This window comes from Bradyrhizobium sp. ORS 278 (assembly GCF_000026145.1).
Classification (GTDB): domain Bacteria; phylum Pseudomonadota; class Alphaproteobacteria; order Rhizobiales; family Xanthobacteraceae; genus Bradyrhizobium.
This window is the reverse complement of the sequence record NC_009445.1, coordinates 6,397,237-6,413,414: the sequence shown is the minus strand read 5'-3', so window position 1 is coordinate 6,413,414 and position 16,178 is coordinate 6,397,237. Positions and strand designations below refer to the sequence as shown.

Sequence of the window (16,178 nt, the reverse complement as noted above, 5' to 3'; positions counted from 1 at the left end):
ATGACAGTCAAGCGCGTAGTGTTCACCGGGGGGACGGGCAAGGCCGGCAGGCATGTGCTGCCGCATCTGCAGAGCAAGGGTTATCAGTTGCTCAATGTGGATCTCAAGCCGTTCGATCATCCCGGCATCAGCACGCTGATCGCCGACCTCTCCGACAGCGGGCAGGCGTTCAATGCGCTGACGACGCATTACGGTTTTGGCGGTTTCAACGCCGGCCGGCCGGCGCAGGCGCCGGACGCGGTCGTCCATTTCGCGGCGATCCCGCGCGTGCTGATCGCGCCCGACAACGAGACCTTCCGGGTCAACACGATCTCGACCTACAACGTGATCGAGGCGGCCGCGAAGCTCGGCGTGCGCAAGATCATCATCGCCTCCAGCGAGACGACTTACGGCGTGTGCTTTGCCGAGGGCGACAAGGACTTCCACAGCTTTCCGCTCGAGGAGGATTACGACATCGACCCCATGGATTCCTACGGGCTGTCGAAGGTCGTGAACGAGAAGACCGCCCGCGCGTTCGCGATGCGCTACGGCATCGACATCTATTGTTTGCGGATCGGCAACGTCATCGAGCCGCATGAATACGACATGTTTCCGCGCTTCCTCGCCGACCCGCCGTCACGCAAGCGCAATGCGTGGTCCTACATCGACGCGCGCGACCTCGGCGAGATCGTGCATCTGGCGATTCAGAAGGACGGGCTCGGCTTCCAGGTGTTCAACGCGGTGAATGACACGGTGACCGCCAACATCCCGACCCGCGAATTGCTCCGGCGTTATTGTCCGAACGTGCCCGTCACCCGCGAGCTCGGCGAGCGCGAGGCGCCGCTGTCGAACCGCAAGGCGCGCGGGGTGCTCGGGTTCAAGGAAGAGCACGACTGGCGGAAATATGTGAAGGTGGGATAGGTCGGAGCGATCTGCGCGACGATCGACGTCGCAGCCCTGCCTCTTTCCGTGGTCATGGCCGGGCTTGTCCCGGCCATCCACGTCGCACCGCTCGCGAAGCACCACGTGGATGCCCGGGACAAGCCCGGGCATGACGAGTAACCCAATCGGCAGACGTCCTCGCAGCCTCGCTCACGCCATGCGCCGCCGGATCGCCAGCATTGCGAGCGACAGCGCAATGGTGCCGACGATGAACACGGCCGCCGCCGAGACGATCGCCGGGCTGATGTTCTCGCGGATGGTGGCGAACATCTGCCGCGCCAAAGTGCGCTGGTTGGGGCCAGCGACGAACAGGGTCAGCACGACCTCGTCGAGCGAGGTGGCGAAGGCGAATAGCGCGCCGGAGATGATCCCGGGCAGGGCGATCGGTAGAGTGACCGAGAACAACACGGTCGCCGGCCCGGCGCCGAGGCTGGCGGCAGCCTGTTCCAATCGGATATCGACGCCCTGCAGCGCCGAGGAGACGTTGACCAGCACGAACGGCACGGCCACGACGGTGTGGGCGATGATGACGCCGAGATAGGTGTTGGTGAGGCCGTAGCGCGCGAACATCAGCTGCATGCCGACGCCGAGCACGACCGCCGGCACGACCATCGGCAGCAGGAAGATTGTGCGAAGCGTGGAGAACAGCAGCGAGGCGCGCTTGCCGCGCAGGCCGAGCGCGGCGAGGGTGCCGAGCAGCGTCGCGAGCGCCGTGGTGCCCGCGCCGATCAGCAGGCTGTTGACGATGGAGAGGCGCCAGGAGTCGGCGGTGACGAGCTCGCGGAACCAGCGCGTCGAATAGCCGGGAATGGGATAGTTGAGAAAGACGCTGTCGGTCAGCGACAGCGGCAGCACGGCCACCAGCGGGCCGAGCAGAAACACCACGGCGAGCGCGGCGAACACCGCTTTGAGGATCGGCAGCGGCCTCATGCGCGCTGCTCCTCGACCGTCAGGCGCATATAGATGGCGTAGAGCAGGATGGTCATCACCAAAAGCACCAGGCCGAGCGCGCCGGCCATGCCCCAGTTCGCCGCCCCGGTCGCGTAATAGGCGATGACAGACGAGATCATCTGGTCATTGGCGCCGCCGATCAGCGCCGGCGTGATGTAGTAGCCGAGGGCGGCCATGAACACGAGCAGCGCTCCGGAGACGACGCCGCGCATCGACAGCGGCAGCAGCACATGAAGGAAGGCGCGCAAGGGATGCGCGCCGAGCGAGGCCGCCGCCGGCATCAAATTGCGCGGGATCGCGATCAGCACGCTGAAGATCGGCAGCACCATGAACGGCAGCAGCACATGGGTCATCGCGATGACGACGCCAAGCCGGTTGAACATCAGCGGCACCGGTCCTGAGGTCAGGCCGAGTCCCCTCAGCGTGGCGTTGATTAGCCCGTTGTCCTGCAGCACGACATACCAGGCCGCGGTGCGCACCAGGAGCGAGGTCCACAGCGGCAGCAGCACGGCGCCGAGCAGCACCTGCCGGCGCCAGCCCTCGACGGACGCTGCGACCATCGCATAGGGCAGGCCGATCAGGATGCAGGCGAGCGTCACCAGCGCCGACGTCACGAACGTCCGGATCATGATCAGGCGGTTGGCCGACGCGCCCTCCGGCATCGCCGCGACGTTGCCCGCAGAATTGCGCTCCAGATCGACGGCGGCGAGCAGGTTCTTGTCGGTCCAGGGCGAGGCGACGGCCTCGCCGATGGTCACCCAATACGAGGTCTCGGTCCAGCGCGAGTCGATGTTTGCGAGGTCAACCGTACCCGCGCCGTCGAGCGCGCGGCGGGTCTTGCCGAGCAGGCTACGGAAGCCGGACTGCGCGCTGTTGAGGCGGCGGACGAGATCGCCGAACTGCTCGTCGTTCCGGAGCGCGCGGATGTCATCGGCGAGGGCGGCCTGTGCCGTCGCCGGCGGCGTGCCGCTGCGGTCCCAGTCGGACAATGCGCGCGCGGTGCGCGGCAGCGCCTCGGTCGCGACGGGATCGGACACGGCCGATTTCATCATCGTCACCAGCGGCACGACGAAGAAGGACAGCATGAACGCCAGCAGCGGCGCGAGCAGCAGGGCGGCCTTCAGGCGCTGGCTGATGTCTGGCCGCATGATCCCACCACCCAGACATCCGACGCGGCGAACGACAGCGAGACGTCGCGGCCGACCTCCGCCGCCTCGCTCGTCCGGTCGCCCTTGATGATCAGCCGCTGCTCGCCCACAGCAGCGACGAGTCGCATGTGATCGCCGAAATAGACGGCGTCGAGGATGCGCGCGGTCATACGATTTGCCGTGGCCGCGGCGTGATCATTGATATGGATCGCCTCGGGGCGGATCGAGACCCGCACCTTGCCGCCGTCGATCCGTTCCGTGCCGGCATGCGCCGACAAGGAGAGTCCGGAGTCCGTCGTCAGTCGCATCGCGTCGCCGGCCTGATCATCGACCTTGCAGGTCAGCAGATTGGTCTCGCCGATGAACTCGGCGACGAACGGCGTGCGCGGCAATTCATAGATTTCGCGCGGCGTGCCGATCTGCTCGATCTTGCCGTGGTTGAAAACGGCGATGCGGTCGGACATCGTCAGCGCCTCGTCCTGGTCATGGGTGACGAACACGATGGTCAGGCCGAGCCGGCGGTGCAGGTCGCGGATGTCAAGCTGCATCTGCTCGCGCAGCTTCTTGTCGAGCGCGCCGAGCGGCTCGTCCATCAGCACGACCTGTGGCTCGAACACCAGCGCGCGGGCCAGAGCCACGCGCTGCTGCTGGCCGCCGGAGAGCTGGGCCGGCTTGCGCTCGGCCATCGCCGACAGCTTCACCATGTCGAGCACGCGCGCGACGCGCGTCGCAATCTCGGTCTTCGGCGCGTTCCGCATCTTCAGCGGAAAGGCGATGTTGTCGCGCACGCTCATATGCGGAAACAGCGCGTAGTTCTGGAACACCACGCCCATGTTGCGCTTGTGCGGCGGCAGCCCGTCGACCCTGATGCCGCCGACCTCGATCGTGCCGCTGGTCGGCTGCTCGAAGCCGGCCAGCATCATCAAGAGCGTGGTCTTGCCGGAGCCGGAGGGGCCGAGCAGGGCGATGAACTCGCCTCTGGTGATGTCGAGATCGAGATGGTCGACGACGGTCAGCGGGCCGAAGCGCTTGACCACCTGCCGGAACGAAATGAAGGGGCTGTCCATGAACGCTGGCTTTTCAGCGCCGATTGCGCCGGAACTCATGCACGAGGAAGGCGGACGCGCGAAGGATCGCGCGCCCGATCGGCGATGGCCTCAGCGCGCCAGCCAGGCGTTGAAGCGCTTCGACAGCTCTTCGGAATTGTCGGTCCAGAAGCCGACGTCGAGCGCGATCGCCTGCTTGAGATTGTCCGGCGTGGTCGGCAGCTCCGCGGCGTACTTCTCCGGCACCAGCTTGGCGGCGGCGATGTTCGGCAGGCCGTAGGCGATGTATTCCGGCAGCTTGGCCTGGTTGTCGGCCTGGCTCGCAAAGGCGATGAAGGCCATCGCGGCGTCCTTGTTCGGCGAGCCCTTCAGCACGACCCAGCTGTCGACCGCATAGATGCTGCCCGGGAAAACGAAGCCGAAATGCTTGCCCTCGGTGCGGTTGATGGCGGTGATGCGGCCGTTATAGACCGAGGTCATTGCAACCTGGCCCGACGACAGCAGCTGCAGCGGCTGCGCGCCGGCTTCCCACCAGACGATGTCGGCCTTGAGCGCGTCGAGCTTCTTGAAGGCGCGCTCGACACCCTCCTTGGTCTTCAGCACCTTGTAGACGTCGGCGGCCGGCACGCCGTCGGCCATCAGCGCGAATTCCAGCGTGTATTTCGCGCCCTTGCGCAGGCCGCGCTTGCCGGGAAACTTCGTCGTGTCCCAGAAGTCCGCCCAGGTCTTCGGCCCATCCTTGATCTTGTCGCTGTCGAACGCCATGCCGGTGGACCAGACGATCGCGCCGACGCCGCAATCGCTGACGCCGGCCGGAATGAAGCCCTCCTTGCCGCCGAGCTTGCTCCAGTCGATCTTCTCATAGATGCCGTCGCTGCAGCCGAGCTCGAGCTCCTCGGCCTCGACCTGCACCGCATCCCAGTTCGGCACGCCCGCCTTCACCTTGGCCTGCAGCACGCCGTAGCCGCCATCCCAGCTCTCGTCGAGCACGGTGGCGCCGAGCTTGGCGGCGAACGGCTGGAAATAGATCTTGCGCTGCGCGTCCTGGTAGTTGCCGCCCCACGACACGACGGTGAGGTCGCGCGCCTGCGCTGACGCCGCGACGCTGATCAGAGCGGCCGCGGCGACCAGAATCGCGGTCGCGACGCGTATCGGCGCGCGCGATGCGGCCCGATCCGTCCTGTTCGACATCATTGCGTTGGTGGGGGTGGTCCGCAGAGACAACATGCTCGATGATCCGTCGCGCTTTTGAATGGTACAAAAAAGCTACCGGCTGTCCAAAGCTCTGGCAAGCGCGAGTTTTGACCTGATCCTGATGCTAGTTTGGCGTTAGCGCTCCGTTGGGCGGCAGCACAGCAAGGCCAGAACGGTCGCATATGACGATCGCAGTGTTGCGCTCGTTTGTCCCCACGTCGTCATGGCCGGGCTTGTCCCGGCCATCCACGTCGGCCGGCGTGCTGAGAACGACGTGGATGCCCGGGCCTTCGCCGCGCCGAAGCGGCTTCGGCGGCGCAGGCGGGACGGAGCCCGGGCATGACGACGTGGAGACGGATTCGCGAAAAGCTCAGAGTGGGCAGATGCGATGGCTGCTTAGCAGGTGGAGCGCTGCTGCAAGACCCTTAAGCCATAGCTGCGTGCGAACAAGACGCGTCTGCGTTGCGATCGCTCACTCCGGCGCGACGCTCTCGTCGAATCTCTGCCGCGCCGATTTGATCTCGGCCTGGTGCTGCTCGGCCCAGCCGATCAGGCGCGACATCGGCTCGAGCAGGCTCTGCCCGAGCGCCGTGACGCTGTACTCGACACTCGGCGGCACGGTGGGGATGACGCGCCGCGCAATCAGCCCGTCGCGCTGCAGGTCGCGCAGGGTCTGCGTCAGCATGCGTTGCGAGATGTCATCGATCTCGCGCCTGAGCTCGCCGAAACGATGCGGACGGGTGCCGAGCACGGCGAGGATCAGCACGCTCCATTTATCGCCGATCTGATTGATCACCGTGCGGATCGGGCAGTCGTCGATCGAAACGAACTTCTCCTTCCAGGCGCGCGGCCCCTCCGCAGGCGCCGATGCGTCAGCGAACGCCTTGGCCGGGGCAGTTCCCTTCATGTGCCTATCTCCCAGAAAACTGCCTTCTTTCGACAAACGATGCCCGTTCCTAATGTAGTGCAGGTCTCAGAAAGAGACCTTAGCCCGCTGCGCGCAGCGTCGCCAACATTTTGACCCCAGCAGCCCCTCGACGAAAGTTAATGATGTCCAAATCTCTCCTCGTGACCGGCGCCGCCGGCCAGCTCGGCCGCGCCGTCATCCGTCACCTCCTGACCACCCTGAAGGTGCCGGCCACCAGCATCGTCGCGACGACCCGCAAGCCGGAGCAGTTGCAGGAGCTGGCCGCGCAAGGCGTCACCGTCCGGGCGGCGGATTTCGACGATCCGCAGTCGTTGGCCGCAGCCTTTGCCGGTGCGCAGCGCATGCTGCTGATCTCGACCGACCGGCTCGATCGCCCCGGCTATCGCGCGGAGCAGCATGGCCGCGCCATCGCTGCCGCGGAGCAGGCCGGCGTCGAGCATGTCGTCTACACGTCGATGCCGAAGCCGGAGAACTCCCCGCTGCTGATTTCGCCGGACCACGCGCTGACGGAGGCCGCTCTCCAGAACAGCCAGCTCGCCGGTTGGACCGTCCTGCGCAATCACTGGTACTTCGAGAACCTGCTGATGTCGTTGCCGCAGATCCTGGGTTCGGGACGCTGGTTTACCGCGGACGAGGGCGGCGGCGCAGCCGATATCTCCCGCGACGATCTTGCACGTGCCGCCGCGACGGTGCTGGCCGGCGACTTCACGGGTCAGCAGAGGTTCACGCTGAGCGGCGCCAAGGCCCTCACGAAGGTCGAGCAGGCGCAGATCATCTCGGCTGCGCTGGGCAAGCCCATCGAGGTGGTGCAGGTGCCGCTTGAAGGCTTGATCCAGGGCATGGTGGGCGCCGGTCTGCCGCGGCCGTTAGCCGAGGTCTTCGCCTCGTTCGACACGAACACCGCGCAAGGCCGCGTCGCCGAGGTCACGCGCGACTATCAGATGATCACCGGCGCCGCGCCCCAGAGCTTTGCGGATTGGGTCGGGACCATCAAGGCGACCCTCGCGTAAGCCCCAGACCGATACGTGGCGGGCCGGGTCCCGCCACGTGCGCTGCTGTTGACGGCGATCAGACGCTCTCGGCGCCGGGACAGCGTTGTGCGGCGCTTGGATCGTTGGCTTGACGATCCACCACCAGCGCCAATGTCGTCGGAGTCGTCCCAAAGCGCGTGGTCGGCGCAGGCAAACGACGGGGCAGGCCGTGGACGCCGATGCGCTCGAAACCCTGCGCCGTCTTCATCAGCCTGGCGGCAACGAGATGATTCAAAAAATCCATATTGCAACTCCTTCAGTCAGATGACCCGGCGGCCTGGTGCGGGAAAGGCCGCCGGGTCGGCGCAACGTGCTGGAGTTGGCGTCCTCCATCTCGCTGCGCTGGTCTGTGATCCGTTTCACAGTCGTGCAGAAGTGATCGTGAATTGGATCATCGGGGATGCTTGACGGGGACGCCGACTGTCACTTGCCTTTACGGAGCAAGAGACGATTGGGTTTGCGGCGTCCGACGGCAGGCCTGTTCACATTTCTGTTTACTCCGCGGGTTGAGCTGCGACCGTGCCGTGGTCGTTGTGCTGGATCAGCGGCTTCATCCCGGTCAGCGTCCGCAGCAGCACGTAGAACACGGGCGTCAGGAACAGGCCGAACACGGTGACTCCGATCATGCCGGAGAACACCGCGACGCCCATCGCGCGCCGCATCTCCGAACCGGCGCCGGTCGACAGCACCAGCGGCAGCACGCCCATGATGAACGCCATCGACGTCATCAGGATCGGCCGTAGCCGCAGACGGCTGGCCTCGATCGCCGCGCGGAGCGGCGTGCGCCCGGCGAATTCGAGCTCGCGCGCGAACTCGACGATCAGGATCGCGTTCTTGGCGGAGAGGCCGACGAGCACGATCAGGCCGATCTGGGTGAAGATGTTGTTGTCGCCCTTCGAGATGTAGACGCCGGCCATTGCCGCCAGCAGGGCCATCGGCACGATCATCAGGATCGCCAGCGGCAAGGTCAGGCTCTCGTAGAGCGCCGCCAGCACCAGGAACACCAGCAGGATCGCGAGCGGAAACACCCAGAGCCCGGAGTTGCCGGCGATGAACTCCTGATAGGTCAGGTCGGTCCATTCGAAGGCGAAGCCCGGCGGCAGCACCTCCGCGGCGATCCGCTCGGCGGCGGCCTGCGCCTGGCCCGACGAGAACCCGGGCGCCGCGGCTGCGTTGATGTCCGCCGACAGGAAGCCGTTGTAGCGGATGGCGCGCTCAGGCCCGGCGCTCTGCCTGACGTTGAGCAGTGCCGACAGCGGCACCATGTCGCCGGAAGCCGAGCGCACCTTGAGCTGGCGGATGTCGTCGGCGCGGGCCCGGAACGGCGCATCGGCCTGCACGCGCACCGAGTAGGTGCGGCCGAACTTGTTGAAGTCGTTCACGTAGTAGGAGCCGAGGTAGATCTGCAGGGTGTTGAACACTTCCGTGACGGGAACGCCGAGTTGCAGCGCCTTGGTGCGGTCGATGTCGGCGAACAGCTGCGGCACGTTGACCTGGAAGCTTGAGAATGCGCCGGCGATCTCCGGTGACTTCTGCAGGGCTCCCATGAAGGCGGTGGTGACGTCGTTGAGCGCGTCGTAGCCGCGGCCGGCGCGGTCCTCGATCTGCAGCTTGAAGCCGCCGATCGTGCCGAGGCCGTTGACCGGCGGCGGCGGGAACATCGCGATGAACGCGTCCTGGATCCCTGCGTATTTCTTGTTGAGCTGCAGGGCGATCGCGCCGCCCGACAGCGACGGATCCTTGCGCTCGTCGAACGGCTTCAGCCCGGAGAACACGATGCCGGCGTTGGACGAGTTGGTGAAGCCGGAGATCGACAGGCCCGGAAAGGCGATCGAGCTCTCGACACCAGGCTGCGTCAGCGCGATATCGCTCATCTTGCGGATCACCTCTTCCGACCGGTCGAGCGTGGCGCCGTCCGGCAGCCGCGCGAAGCCGACCAGATATTGCTTGTCCTGGCCCGGCACGAAGCCGCCCGGCACCTGCTTGAACAGAAAGCCTGTCGCGCCGATCAGCAGCACGTAGAGCATCATCACGGCGGCCTTGCCCGAAATCACCCGGGAGACGCTGCCACTGTAATTGTCGGAAGCGCGGACGAAGGCGCGGTTGAAGCCGCGGAAGAACCAGCCGAGCGAGCGGTCGAGGATGCGGGTGAGGCGGTCCTTCGGGTCGTGGTGGCCCTTGAGCAGCAGCGCCGACAGTGCCGGCGACAGGGTGAGCGAGTTCACGGCCGAGATCACGGTGGAGATCGCAATCGTCAGCGCGAACTGCTTGTAGAACTGACCGGTCAAGCCGGAGATGAAGGCGAGCGGCACGAACACCGCGACCAGCACCAGCGCGATCGCGATGATCGGGCCGGACACCTCACGCATCGCCTGATAGGTGGCGTCGCGCGGCGACAGTCCCGATTCGATGTTGCGCTCGACGTTCTCGACCACGACGATGGCGTCGTCGACGACGATGCCGATCGCGAGCACCAGGCCGAACAGGCTGAGCGCGTTGATCGAGAAGCCGAACAGATGCATCACCGCGAAGGTGCCGACGATCGAGACGGGCACGGCCAGCAGCGGGATGATCGAGGCGCGCCAGGTCTGCAGGAACAGGATCACTACGATCACGACCAGCACGATCGCCTCGAACAGCGTGTGCACCACGGCCTCGATCGAGGAGCGCACGAACTGGGTCGGATCGTAGACGATGTGATATTCGACGCCTTCCGGCATCGTCTTCTTGATCTCCGCCATGGTGGCGCGGACGTTGTCGGAGATCTGCAGCGCGTTGGAGCCGGGCGCCTGGAAGATCGGGATCGCCACCGCCTGCTTGTTGTCGAGCAGCGAGCGCAGGCCGTATTCGGAGGCGCCGAGCTCGATGCGGGCGACGTCGCGCAGCCGCGTGACCTCGCCATGCGCGCCGGTTTTGACGACGATGTCGGCGAACTGGTCCTCGTTGGACAGCCGTCCCTCAGCGTTCACCGAGAGCTGCAAATCGAGGCCCTTGACGCTCGGCGACGCACCGACCACGCCGGCGGCGGCCTCGACGTTCTGCGCCTGGATCGCCTTGACGATGTCGCTGGCCGACAGGCCATGCTCGGCCGCCTTCTGCGGGTCGACCCACACCCGCATCGAATAGTCGCCGGCCCCGAACAGCTGCACGTCACCGACGCCGTCGATGCGCGCCAGCCGGTCCTTGACGTTGAGCACCGCGTAGTTGCGCAGATACGTCGTGTCGTAGCGGCCATTGGGCGAGATCAGATGCACGACCATGGTGAGATCGGGCGAGCTCTTCTTGGTGATGACGCCGAGCTGGCGCACGACGTTGGGCAGCCGCGGCTCGGCCTGCTGCACCCGGTTCTGTACCAGCTGCGTCGCCTTGTCCGGATCGGTGCCGAGCTTGAAGGTGACGGTGAGCGTCATGGCGCCGTCGGTGGTCGCCTGGCTGCTCATATAGAGCATGTTCTCGACACCGTTGATTTGCTCCTCGATCGGCGTCGCCACCGTCTCGGCGATCACCTTCGGATTAGCGCCGGGATAGGTCGCGCGCACCACGACGGAGGGCGGCACGACGTCGGGATATTCCGAGATCGGCATCGAGAACAGCGCGATGAGACCGCCGAGAAAGATGAGCGTCGACAGCACACCTGCGAAGATCGGCCGGTCGATGAAGAATTTAGAGAGGTTCATGGAAGGCCCCGTGGTCGGGAGAGGTCAGCGCGTGGCTGACGTTGTGAGTTGTCGGTGGGCTTGTTCAAAGACGCTGAGCGGCGCCAAATAGGATCTCGCTGTCGCCTCACCCTCGGCGTCGTCCCGGCGAACGCCGGGACCCATACCGCGGATGGATGATTGGAGAAAAAGACTGCGGGTTATCTTTCTTTGTCGACAAGCGAGGCCGGTGGCTATGGGTCCCGGCGTTCGCCGGGACGACGACTGTGGGTGGCGTTGGCAGCTGAGCATCATCAGCAGGTGACCTCTAAGGCTGTGTTTGCTCGTGTTGTTGTGCTCGTCGCCGCCTCACCCTCGGTGTCGTCCCGGCGAACGCCGGGACCCATACCGCGGACGGCTGATTGGTGAAAAAGACTGCGGGTCATCTTTCTTTGTCGATAAGCAAGTCCGGTGGTTATGGGTCCCGGCGTTCGCCGGGACGACGGCTGTGGGTGGCGTTGGCAGCCGTGATCCATTGACGCTCAGCGCTGCGCCACCTGTTTCGCATCCGCCCCATCCCGCGCGCCCATCTCGGCGACCTGCGTCTTCAGCAGCGCGCCCGGGCGCACCCGTTGCAGGCCGTTGACGACCACGCGCTCACCAGGCTTCAGCCCGGCCGAGATGATGCGCAGACCCTCGATGCTGCCGCCGATCGTGACCGGGCGGTACACCGCGCGCTCGTCGTCGCCGACCACCATCACGAACTTCTTGTCCTGGTCGGTGCCGATGGCGCGCTCGTCGAGCAGCACCAGGGATTGCTGTTGCGGCTGGCCCATGCGGACGCGGGCGAACTGGCCGGGGATCAAGGTGCCGGTCTCGTTCTCGAACACGGCGCGGACGCGGATGGTGCCGGTCTGGCCCTGCACCTGGTTGTCGATCAGCTGGATGTGGCCGGAGGCCGTGATGCCGCCCGACGTCGTCATCTCCACCGGGATGCGGTCGAGATTGCCGCGCTTGCCAGACCCATCGGCCACAGCCGCCAGCGCCCGCAGCACGACATCCTCGGTGGCGTCGAAGCTCGCATAGATCGGATTGACGGAAACGAGGTTGGTCAGCACCGGCGAGGCGGAGCCGGCGGCGACGAGGTTGCCGACGGTGACCTCGATCCGGCCGACCCGGCCGTCGACCGGCGCGCGAACCTGCGTGTAGTCGAGATTGAGCTTCGCTGCCTGCAGCGCGGCTTCCGCCGCCTTGACGTTGGCGATCGCCTCGCGATTGCCGTTGTCGCGCTGGTCGTAGTCGCGCTTGGTCACGATCGAATTGCCGACCAGCTGGGCGCCGCGCTCCAGCTCGCTGGCGGCGAAGGCCGCGCGGGCGCGGGCGGCTTCGAGTTGTGCCTGCGCACGGTCGACCTCGGCGGCATAGGGCGCCGGATCGATCTTGAACAGGACGTCGCCGGCCTTCACCAGCGAGCCCTCGGTAAAATTGGTGGCGAGGATGGCGCCGGCAACGCGCGGCCGGACCTCGACGCGCTCGACCGCTTCGAGGCGGCCGGAGAATTCATCCCACAGGCTGGCCTTGCGCGGCTCGACAACGGAGACGGTCACCGCGACGGCCTGCTCAGGCGCGGCGGCCCGGGCGGCCTGCGGCATCGGGCTGACATGGAAATAGTGCGAGCCGGCATAAGAGCCGGCGGCGATCACCGCGCCGACGACGGCAGCGGTGCTGAGCCACCGCTTCAGGCGGCCGGAGGAAACGGGGGTGGGCGAAGGCATTGGCGCGCTCCAGATTTGTAGTGCTCGCTACAAATGTGGCGCTGGCAACTCGTTCGCAAGAGACTTATGTAACGGATGCTACGAAAAACCTAGACGGAACTTTGGCGGCTGCGGCAGATCAAAGAAATGGCCAGGAATCGCAAATAGATAAGAAATCGATCGGGGCGGAGACGAAGACAGGAGATTTGCAGATGGGTATCGGACGGCCCCGGACTTTCGACCGCGACACCGCGCTGGAGCAAGCCATGGAGGTGTTCTGGCGCCATGGCTATGAGGGCGCGACCATCGCCCAGCTCACCGACGCCATGGGCATTAACCCGCCGAGCCTCTACGCCGCGTTCGGCAGCAAGGAGGCGCTGCTGAAGGCTGCGCTGGATCGCTACACGGCGCGTCGCGAGGCGTGGATGGAGGAGGTGCTGAGCGCGCCGACGGCCCGTGAGGTCACCGCGCGGATGCTGATGGGTGTCGCCGAGAAGCAGACCGACCCGTCCAATCCACCGGGCTGCCTTCTGGTGCAGGGCGGGCTCGCCTGCGGCTCGGGCTCATCCAATGTCCCGTTCGAGCTCGCCGCCCGCCGCGCCCAGACCGAGGAGCAGCTCCGCCATCGCTTCGAGCGCGCGAAGGAGGAGCGCGATCTGGCCGCGACCGCCGACCCCGCCGCGCTCGCGCGCTATGTCTCCGCCGTGATCACCGGCATGAGCGTGATGGCGTCGTCTGGCGCCGACCGCGAGGCGCTGGCGCAGGTCGCGGCCGTGGCGGTCAAGGCCATCGAGGATCAGTCGGTGCGCGCGTAACGGCGACATGTCCGGCAAAGGGCCGTCGAGGACAGCAACCGCGGATTCGACCCGGTGACGGTCGATGCCCGCTCAGTCCTGGCGTGTCCGGCCCCGCTCACGCTCATCGGACGGCTTGTTCTGGAGCATCGTCCGCATGATGCCGCCGAACAGCAAGACTGCGACGGGCCAGTGAAACCAGATTTTGTGCAGGCCGGTGAACACATTGATCAGAAACAGAAAGGCCGACACCGTGAGGCTCGTTGCGAGCGGGCGGGGCAGAGCTGCGAAGTAACTCGACACGGTGCTCGATACGGTGCTTGCCGATGCGGATCGGTGGTCCCCGTCGCGTAAGGAAGGTCGCGCGGCCGAGGCCGCGAATGCGCGCGTGCGCAGCGCGCCGTCGTCAACCGGAGTGTCCGGTCGCTGGCCGGCGTGGCCGCCGACCGTGACACGATAGCTGGTGACGGGCGCGACGTTCTTGAGCTGTTGCTGACCGAGACAGTCAAAGCCGATCGAGAGCTTGTTATGAACCTGATCGTAGACAGGGGCAGAGACCACGATGCCGCCGGGCTCCGCCAATTCCTGCAAACGCGCGGCGATGTTGACGCCATCGCCGAAGATGTCCGAGCCGTCCACCATCACGTCGCCGAGATTGACGCCGATGCGAAACTGCATCCTCTGCGCGTCAGGAGCGGTCGATGGCTGACTCGAGATTTCCTGCTGAATCTCGACCGCGCATTGCACGGCCTCGACGACGCTGGGGAACTCCGCGATCACGGCATCGCCCCAGGTGTTGACGACGCGGCCCTCGTGGCGCTCCACCAGTCGCGCAATGGCTGCGCGATAGCGGCGCAGTGTCTCCAGCGTGCCGGCCTCGTCCGCGCCCATCAGGCGGGAATAGCCGTGCACATCCGCGCACAGCACTGTCGTCAACCGCCGTTTCAATTTATCGTCCGCCATCGGCCGCATGGTAGCCTCTCCGGCGGCCAAATGCATCAGGCATCGGTGGCTGCGGCCGGGTCGCCGCTGCGGCGGGTCGGACAGGACGAGCCGCCTGCCTTCCCTCGACACCGAACGGATCAGCTTTTTCATGCGTGTCTTCTCTGCCGCCCTCGCGACTGAAACCAACACGTTCGCGCCGATGCCGACCGGCATCGCGACGTTCCACGAGCGGGCGTATTTTCCCGCCGGAACGCATCCGGACAAGATGCAGATGCACGGCGGGCCGTTGTGGGCCGCGCGGCAAGTCGGACCGGCCAGGGGCTGGACGCTGATCGAAGGCCTCGTCGCCGCCGCCGTGCCGAACGGGCTCGTCACCCGTGCGGCGTTCGAGACCTTGCGCGACCAGATCCTCGCCGACCTCAAGGCCGCGCTGCCGATCGACATGGCCCTGATCGGCCTGCACGGCGCGATGATCGCCGACGGCACTGATGATTGCGAGGGCGATCTGCTGTCGCGGATCCGCGAGATCGCGGGCCCTGACGTCGTGATCGGCGCGACGCTCGATCCGCACGTCCATATGAGCGATCTCATGGTCGAGAGCGCGGATCTCCTGATCTGCTGGAAAGAATATCCGCACACGGACATCCTCGAGCGCGCGCAGGATCTGGTGAAGCACTGCACCGAACTGGCCGAGAAGCGGCTGACGCTGCGCAAGGCGCTGGTCGACACCGACATGATCGTGACCCTGCACACCACGCGCGAGCCGGTGCGCAGCTTCGTCGACCGCATCACCGCGCTGGAAGGCAAGGACGGCATCGTGTCGGCGTCCATCGTGCACGGCTTCGGCTGGGGCGACACGCCGGCGATGGGCACCAAGGTGCTGGTCTATAGCGATGCGGCGGTTGATCCCGACGGCGCGAAAGCGCAAGGCTTGGCGCGCAAGCTCGCGGATGAGCTGATCGGCATGCGTGAGGCCGTGACCGAGCGCATGCCCGGCGTCGATGCCGCGCTGGACCAGGCGCTGGCGAAGCACGGCACCATCGTGCTCGGCGACGCCAGCGACAATCCCGGCGGCGGTGCGCCGGGCGATTCCACCTTCATCCTGCGCCGCGTGCTCGAACGGAACATCGAGAACGTCTGCGTCGGCCCGATGTGGGATCCGATCGCGGTGCGCATCGCCTTCGATGCCGGCGTCGGCGCCAAGCTGCCGTTGCGTATCGGCGGCAAGATCGGGCCGCTGTCCGGTGCTCCGGTCGATGCGACCTGGGAGATCAAGGCGCTGAAGGAAAACATGGTGATGACGGGGCTTGCCGGCACGCCGGCCAAGCTCGGCGATTGCGCGCTGATCGAAAGCCAAGGTGTGGAGGTCGTGATCACGACCTTCCGTTGCCAGGCCTTCGGGAAGGACTTCTTCACGCAGCTCGGCTGTGATCCTTCGACGCGCAAGCTCGTGGTGGTGAAATCGGCCCAGCATTTCCGCGCATCATTCGCGCCGATCGCGGCCGACATCATCATGGTCGATGCGCCCGGCGTGGTCGCGCGCGACGTGACGACGTTGCCGTACACCAAGATCAAGCGTCCGAAATGGCCGCTCGACGAGCTGCCGCAACCATCGCGGGAATGATGTCCCAGAATGCGACGCTCACGGCGATGCGGTTAACGTTCGGAACGCGGCTGGAACGAACCGCGTCCGAATCGCTGGCGAATCACGGGTTGGGGGTCTGTTCACGGCTAGATGTCGTGTCTCACCGCAGGCGCCCACGAGATGCAGCGAGCGCATGCACCGAAATGGCGACCGCAGCCGGCCAATCGTAAACGCAAAAGGCCCGGC

The 16,178-nt window shown here is 66.0% G+C and carries 13 protein-coding genes; 4 read left to right on the top strand and 9 right to left on the bottom strand.

Annotated elements, in window-relative coordinates:
* The gene (locus tag BRADO_RS28770) at window positions 1-900 is read left to right on the top strand and encodes an NAD(P)-dependent oxidoreductase (RefSeq protein ID WP_012029718.1); all 900 of its coding nucleotides are present in this window, start codon (window positions 1-3) and stop codon (window positions 898-900) included.
* A gap of 171 nt (window positions 901-1,071) precedes the next feature.
* Here the strand turns inward: BRADO_RS28770 and BRADO_RS28765 are convergent, their stop codons facing one another.
* The 5 genes from BRADO_RS28765 to BRADO_RS28745 form a co-directional block, all read right to left on the bottom strand.
* Window positions 1,072-1,851 (bottom strand): ABC transporter permease, encoded by a 780-nt coding sequence (locus BRADO_RS28765; protein WP_012029717.1) that lies wholly within the window; start codon window positions 1,849-1,851, stop codon window positions 1,072-1,074.
* Complete coding sequence (locus BRADO_RS28760) at window positions 1,848-2,957, bottom strand: ABC transporter permease (RefSeq protein ID WP_012029716.1); 1,110 nt, start codon at window positions 2,955-2,957, stop codon at window positions 1,848-1,850. The genes BRADO_RS28765 and BRADO_RS28760 overlap by 4 nt, the downstream gene beginning before the upstream one ends.
* 35 nt (window positions 2,958-2,992) lie before the next feature.
* Complete coding sequence (locus BRADO_RS28755) at window positions 2,993-4,087, bottom strand: ABC transporter ATP-binding protein (protein ID WP_012029715.1); 1,095 nt, start codon at window positions 4,085-4,087, stop codon at window positions 2,993-2,995.
* 90 nt (window positions 4,088-4,177) lie between these two features.
* The gene (locus BRADO_RS28750; protein WP_012029714.1) at window positions 4,178-5,293 is read right to left on the bottom strand and encodes an ABC transporter substrate-binding protein; all 1,116 of its coding nucleotides are present in this window, start codon (window positions 5,291-5,293) and stop codon (window positions 4,178-4,180) included.
* Window positions 5,294-5,732: 439 nt separating this feature from the next.
* Complete coding sequence (locus tag BRADO_RS28745) at window positions 5,733-6,167, bottom strand: helix-turn-helix domain-containing protein (protein WP_012029713.1); 435 nt, start codon at window positions 6,165-6,167, stop codon at window positions 5,733-5,735.
* Window positions 6,168-6,310: 143 nt separating this feature from the next.
* On the opposite strand from BRADO_RS28745, the gene BRADO_RS28740 reads away from it, so the two are divergent.
* Window positions 6,311-7,198 carry an SDR family oxidoreductase gene (locus tag BRADO_RS28740; RefSeq protein WP_041757792.1) on the top strand — a complete coding sequence of 296 codons (888 nt, stop codon included), beginning with the start codon at window positions 6,311-6,313 and terminating at the stop codon, window positions 7,196-7,198.
* Between the two features lie 58 nt (window positions 7,199-7,256).
* Here BRADO_RS28740 and BRADO_RS28735 read toward each other — a convergent pair whose 3' ends face one another.
* The 3 genes from BRADO_RS28735 to BRADO_RS28725 form a co-directional block, all read right to left on the bottom strand.
* On the bottom strand, window positions 7,257-7,463 hold the full coding sequence (locus tag BRADO_RS28735) for a hypothetical protein (protein WP_012029711.1): 207 nt from the start codon (window positions 7,461-7,463) through the stop codon (window positions 7,257-7,259).
* Between the two features lie 250 nt (window positions 7,464-7,713).
* Window positions 7,714-10,896, bottom strand: a complete 3,183-nt coding sequence (locus BRADO_RS28730; RefSeq protein ID WP_012029710.1) for an efflux RND transporter permease subunit — start codon at window positions 10,894-10,896, stop codon at window positions 7,714-7,716.
* A gap of 500 nt (window positions 10,897-11,396) precedes the next feature.
* Window positions 11,397-12,629 carry an efflux RND transporter periplasmic adaptor subunit gene (locus BRADO_RS28725; RefSeq protein WP_012029709.1) on the bottom strand — a complete coding sequence of 411 codons (1,233 nt, stop codon included), beginning with the start codon at window positions 12,627-12,629 and terminating at the stop codon, window positions 11,397-11,399.
* A 191-nt stretch (window positions 12,630-12,820) separates the two neighbouring features.
* Here BRADO_RS28725 and BRADO_RS28720 point away from each other — a divergent pair, with 191 nt between their 5' ends.
* On the top strand, window positions 12,821-13,423 hold the full coding sequence (locus BRADO_RS28720; RefSeq protein WP_012029708.1) for a TetR/AcrR family transcriptional regulator: 603 nt from the start codon (window positions 12,821-12,823) through the stop codon (window positions 13,421-13,423).
* Window positions 13,424-13,495: 72 nt separating this feature from the next.
* Here BRADO_RS28720 and BRADO_RS28715 read toward each other — a convergent pair whose 3' ends face one another.
* Window positions 13,496-14,365, bottom strand: a complete 870-nt coding sequence (locus BRADO_RS28715; protein ID WP_041757089.1) for an adenylate/guanylate cyclase domain-containing protein — start codon at window positions 14,363-14,365, stop codon at window positions 13,496-13,498.
* A 130-nt stretch (window positions 14,366-14,495) separates the two neighbouring features.
* On the opposite strand from BRADO_RS28715, the gene BRADO_RS28710 reads away from it, so the two are divergent.
* Window positions 14,496-15,971: a M81 family metallopeptidase gene (locus BRADO_RS28710; protein WP_012029706.1), complete on the top strand. Its 1,476-nt coding sequence runs from the start codon at window positions 14,496-14,498 to the stop codon at window positions 15,969-15,971.
* Window positions 15,972-16,178 lie beyond the last annotated feature (207 nt).

Coding starts and splice junctions, on each gene's coding strand:
- BRADO_RS28750 (WP_012029714.1), bottom strand. CDS start 5,293: ATGTTGTCTCTGCGGACCACCCCCACCAACGCAATGATGTCGAACAGG.
- BRADO_RS28735 (WP_012029711.1), bottom strand. CDS start 7,463: ATGGATTTTTTGAATCATCTCGTTGCCGCCAGGCTGATGAAGACGGCG.
- BRADO_RS28710 (WP_012029706.1), top strand. CDS start 14,496: ATGCGTGTCTTCTCTGCCGCCCTCGCGACTGAAACCAACACGTTCGCG.
- BRADO_RS28715 (WP_041757089.1), bottom strand. CDS start 14,365: ATGGCGGACGATAAATTGAAACGGCGGTTGACGACAGTGCTGTGCGCG.
- BRADO_RS28730 (WP_012029710.1), bottom strand. CDS start 10,896: ATGAACCTCTCTAAATTCTTCATCGACCGGCCGATCTTCGCAGGTGTG.
- BRADO_RS28765 (WP_012029717.1), bottom strand. CDS start 1,851: ATGAGGCCGCTGCCGATCCTCAAAGCGGTGTTCGCCGCGCTCGCCGTG.
- BRADO_RS28740 (WP_041757792.1), top strand. CDS start 6,311: ATGTCCAAATCTCTCCTCGTGACCGGCGCCGCCGGCCAGCTCGGCCGC.
- BRADO_RS28770 (WP_012029718.1), top strand. CDS start 1: ATGACAGTCAAGCGCGTAGTGTTCACCGGGGGGACGGGCAAGGCCGGC.
- BRADO_RS28760 (WP_012029716.1), bottom strand. CDS start 2,957: ATGCTGTCCTTCTTCGTCGTGCCGCTGGTGACGATGATGAAATCGGCC.
- BRADO_RS28755 (WP_012029715.1), bottom strand. CDS start 4,087: ATGGACAGCCCCTTCATTTCGTTCCGGCAGGTGGTCAAGCGCTTCGGC.
- BRADO_RS28725 (WP_012029709.1), bottom strand. CDS start 12,629: ATGCCTTCGCCCACCCCCGTTTCCTCCGGCCGCCTGAAGCGGTGGCTC.
- BRADO_RS28745 (WP_012029713.1), bottom strand. CDS start 6,167: ATGAAGGGAACTGCCCCGGCCAAGGCGTTCGCTGACGCATCGGCGCCT.
- BRADO_RS28720 (WP_012029708.1), top strand. CDS start 12,821: ATGGGTATCGGACGGCCCCGGACTTTCGACCGCGACACCGCGCTGGAG.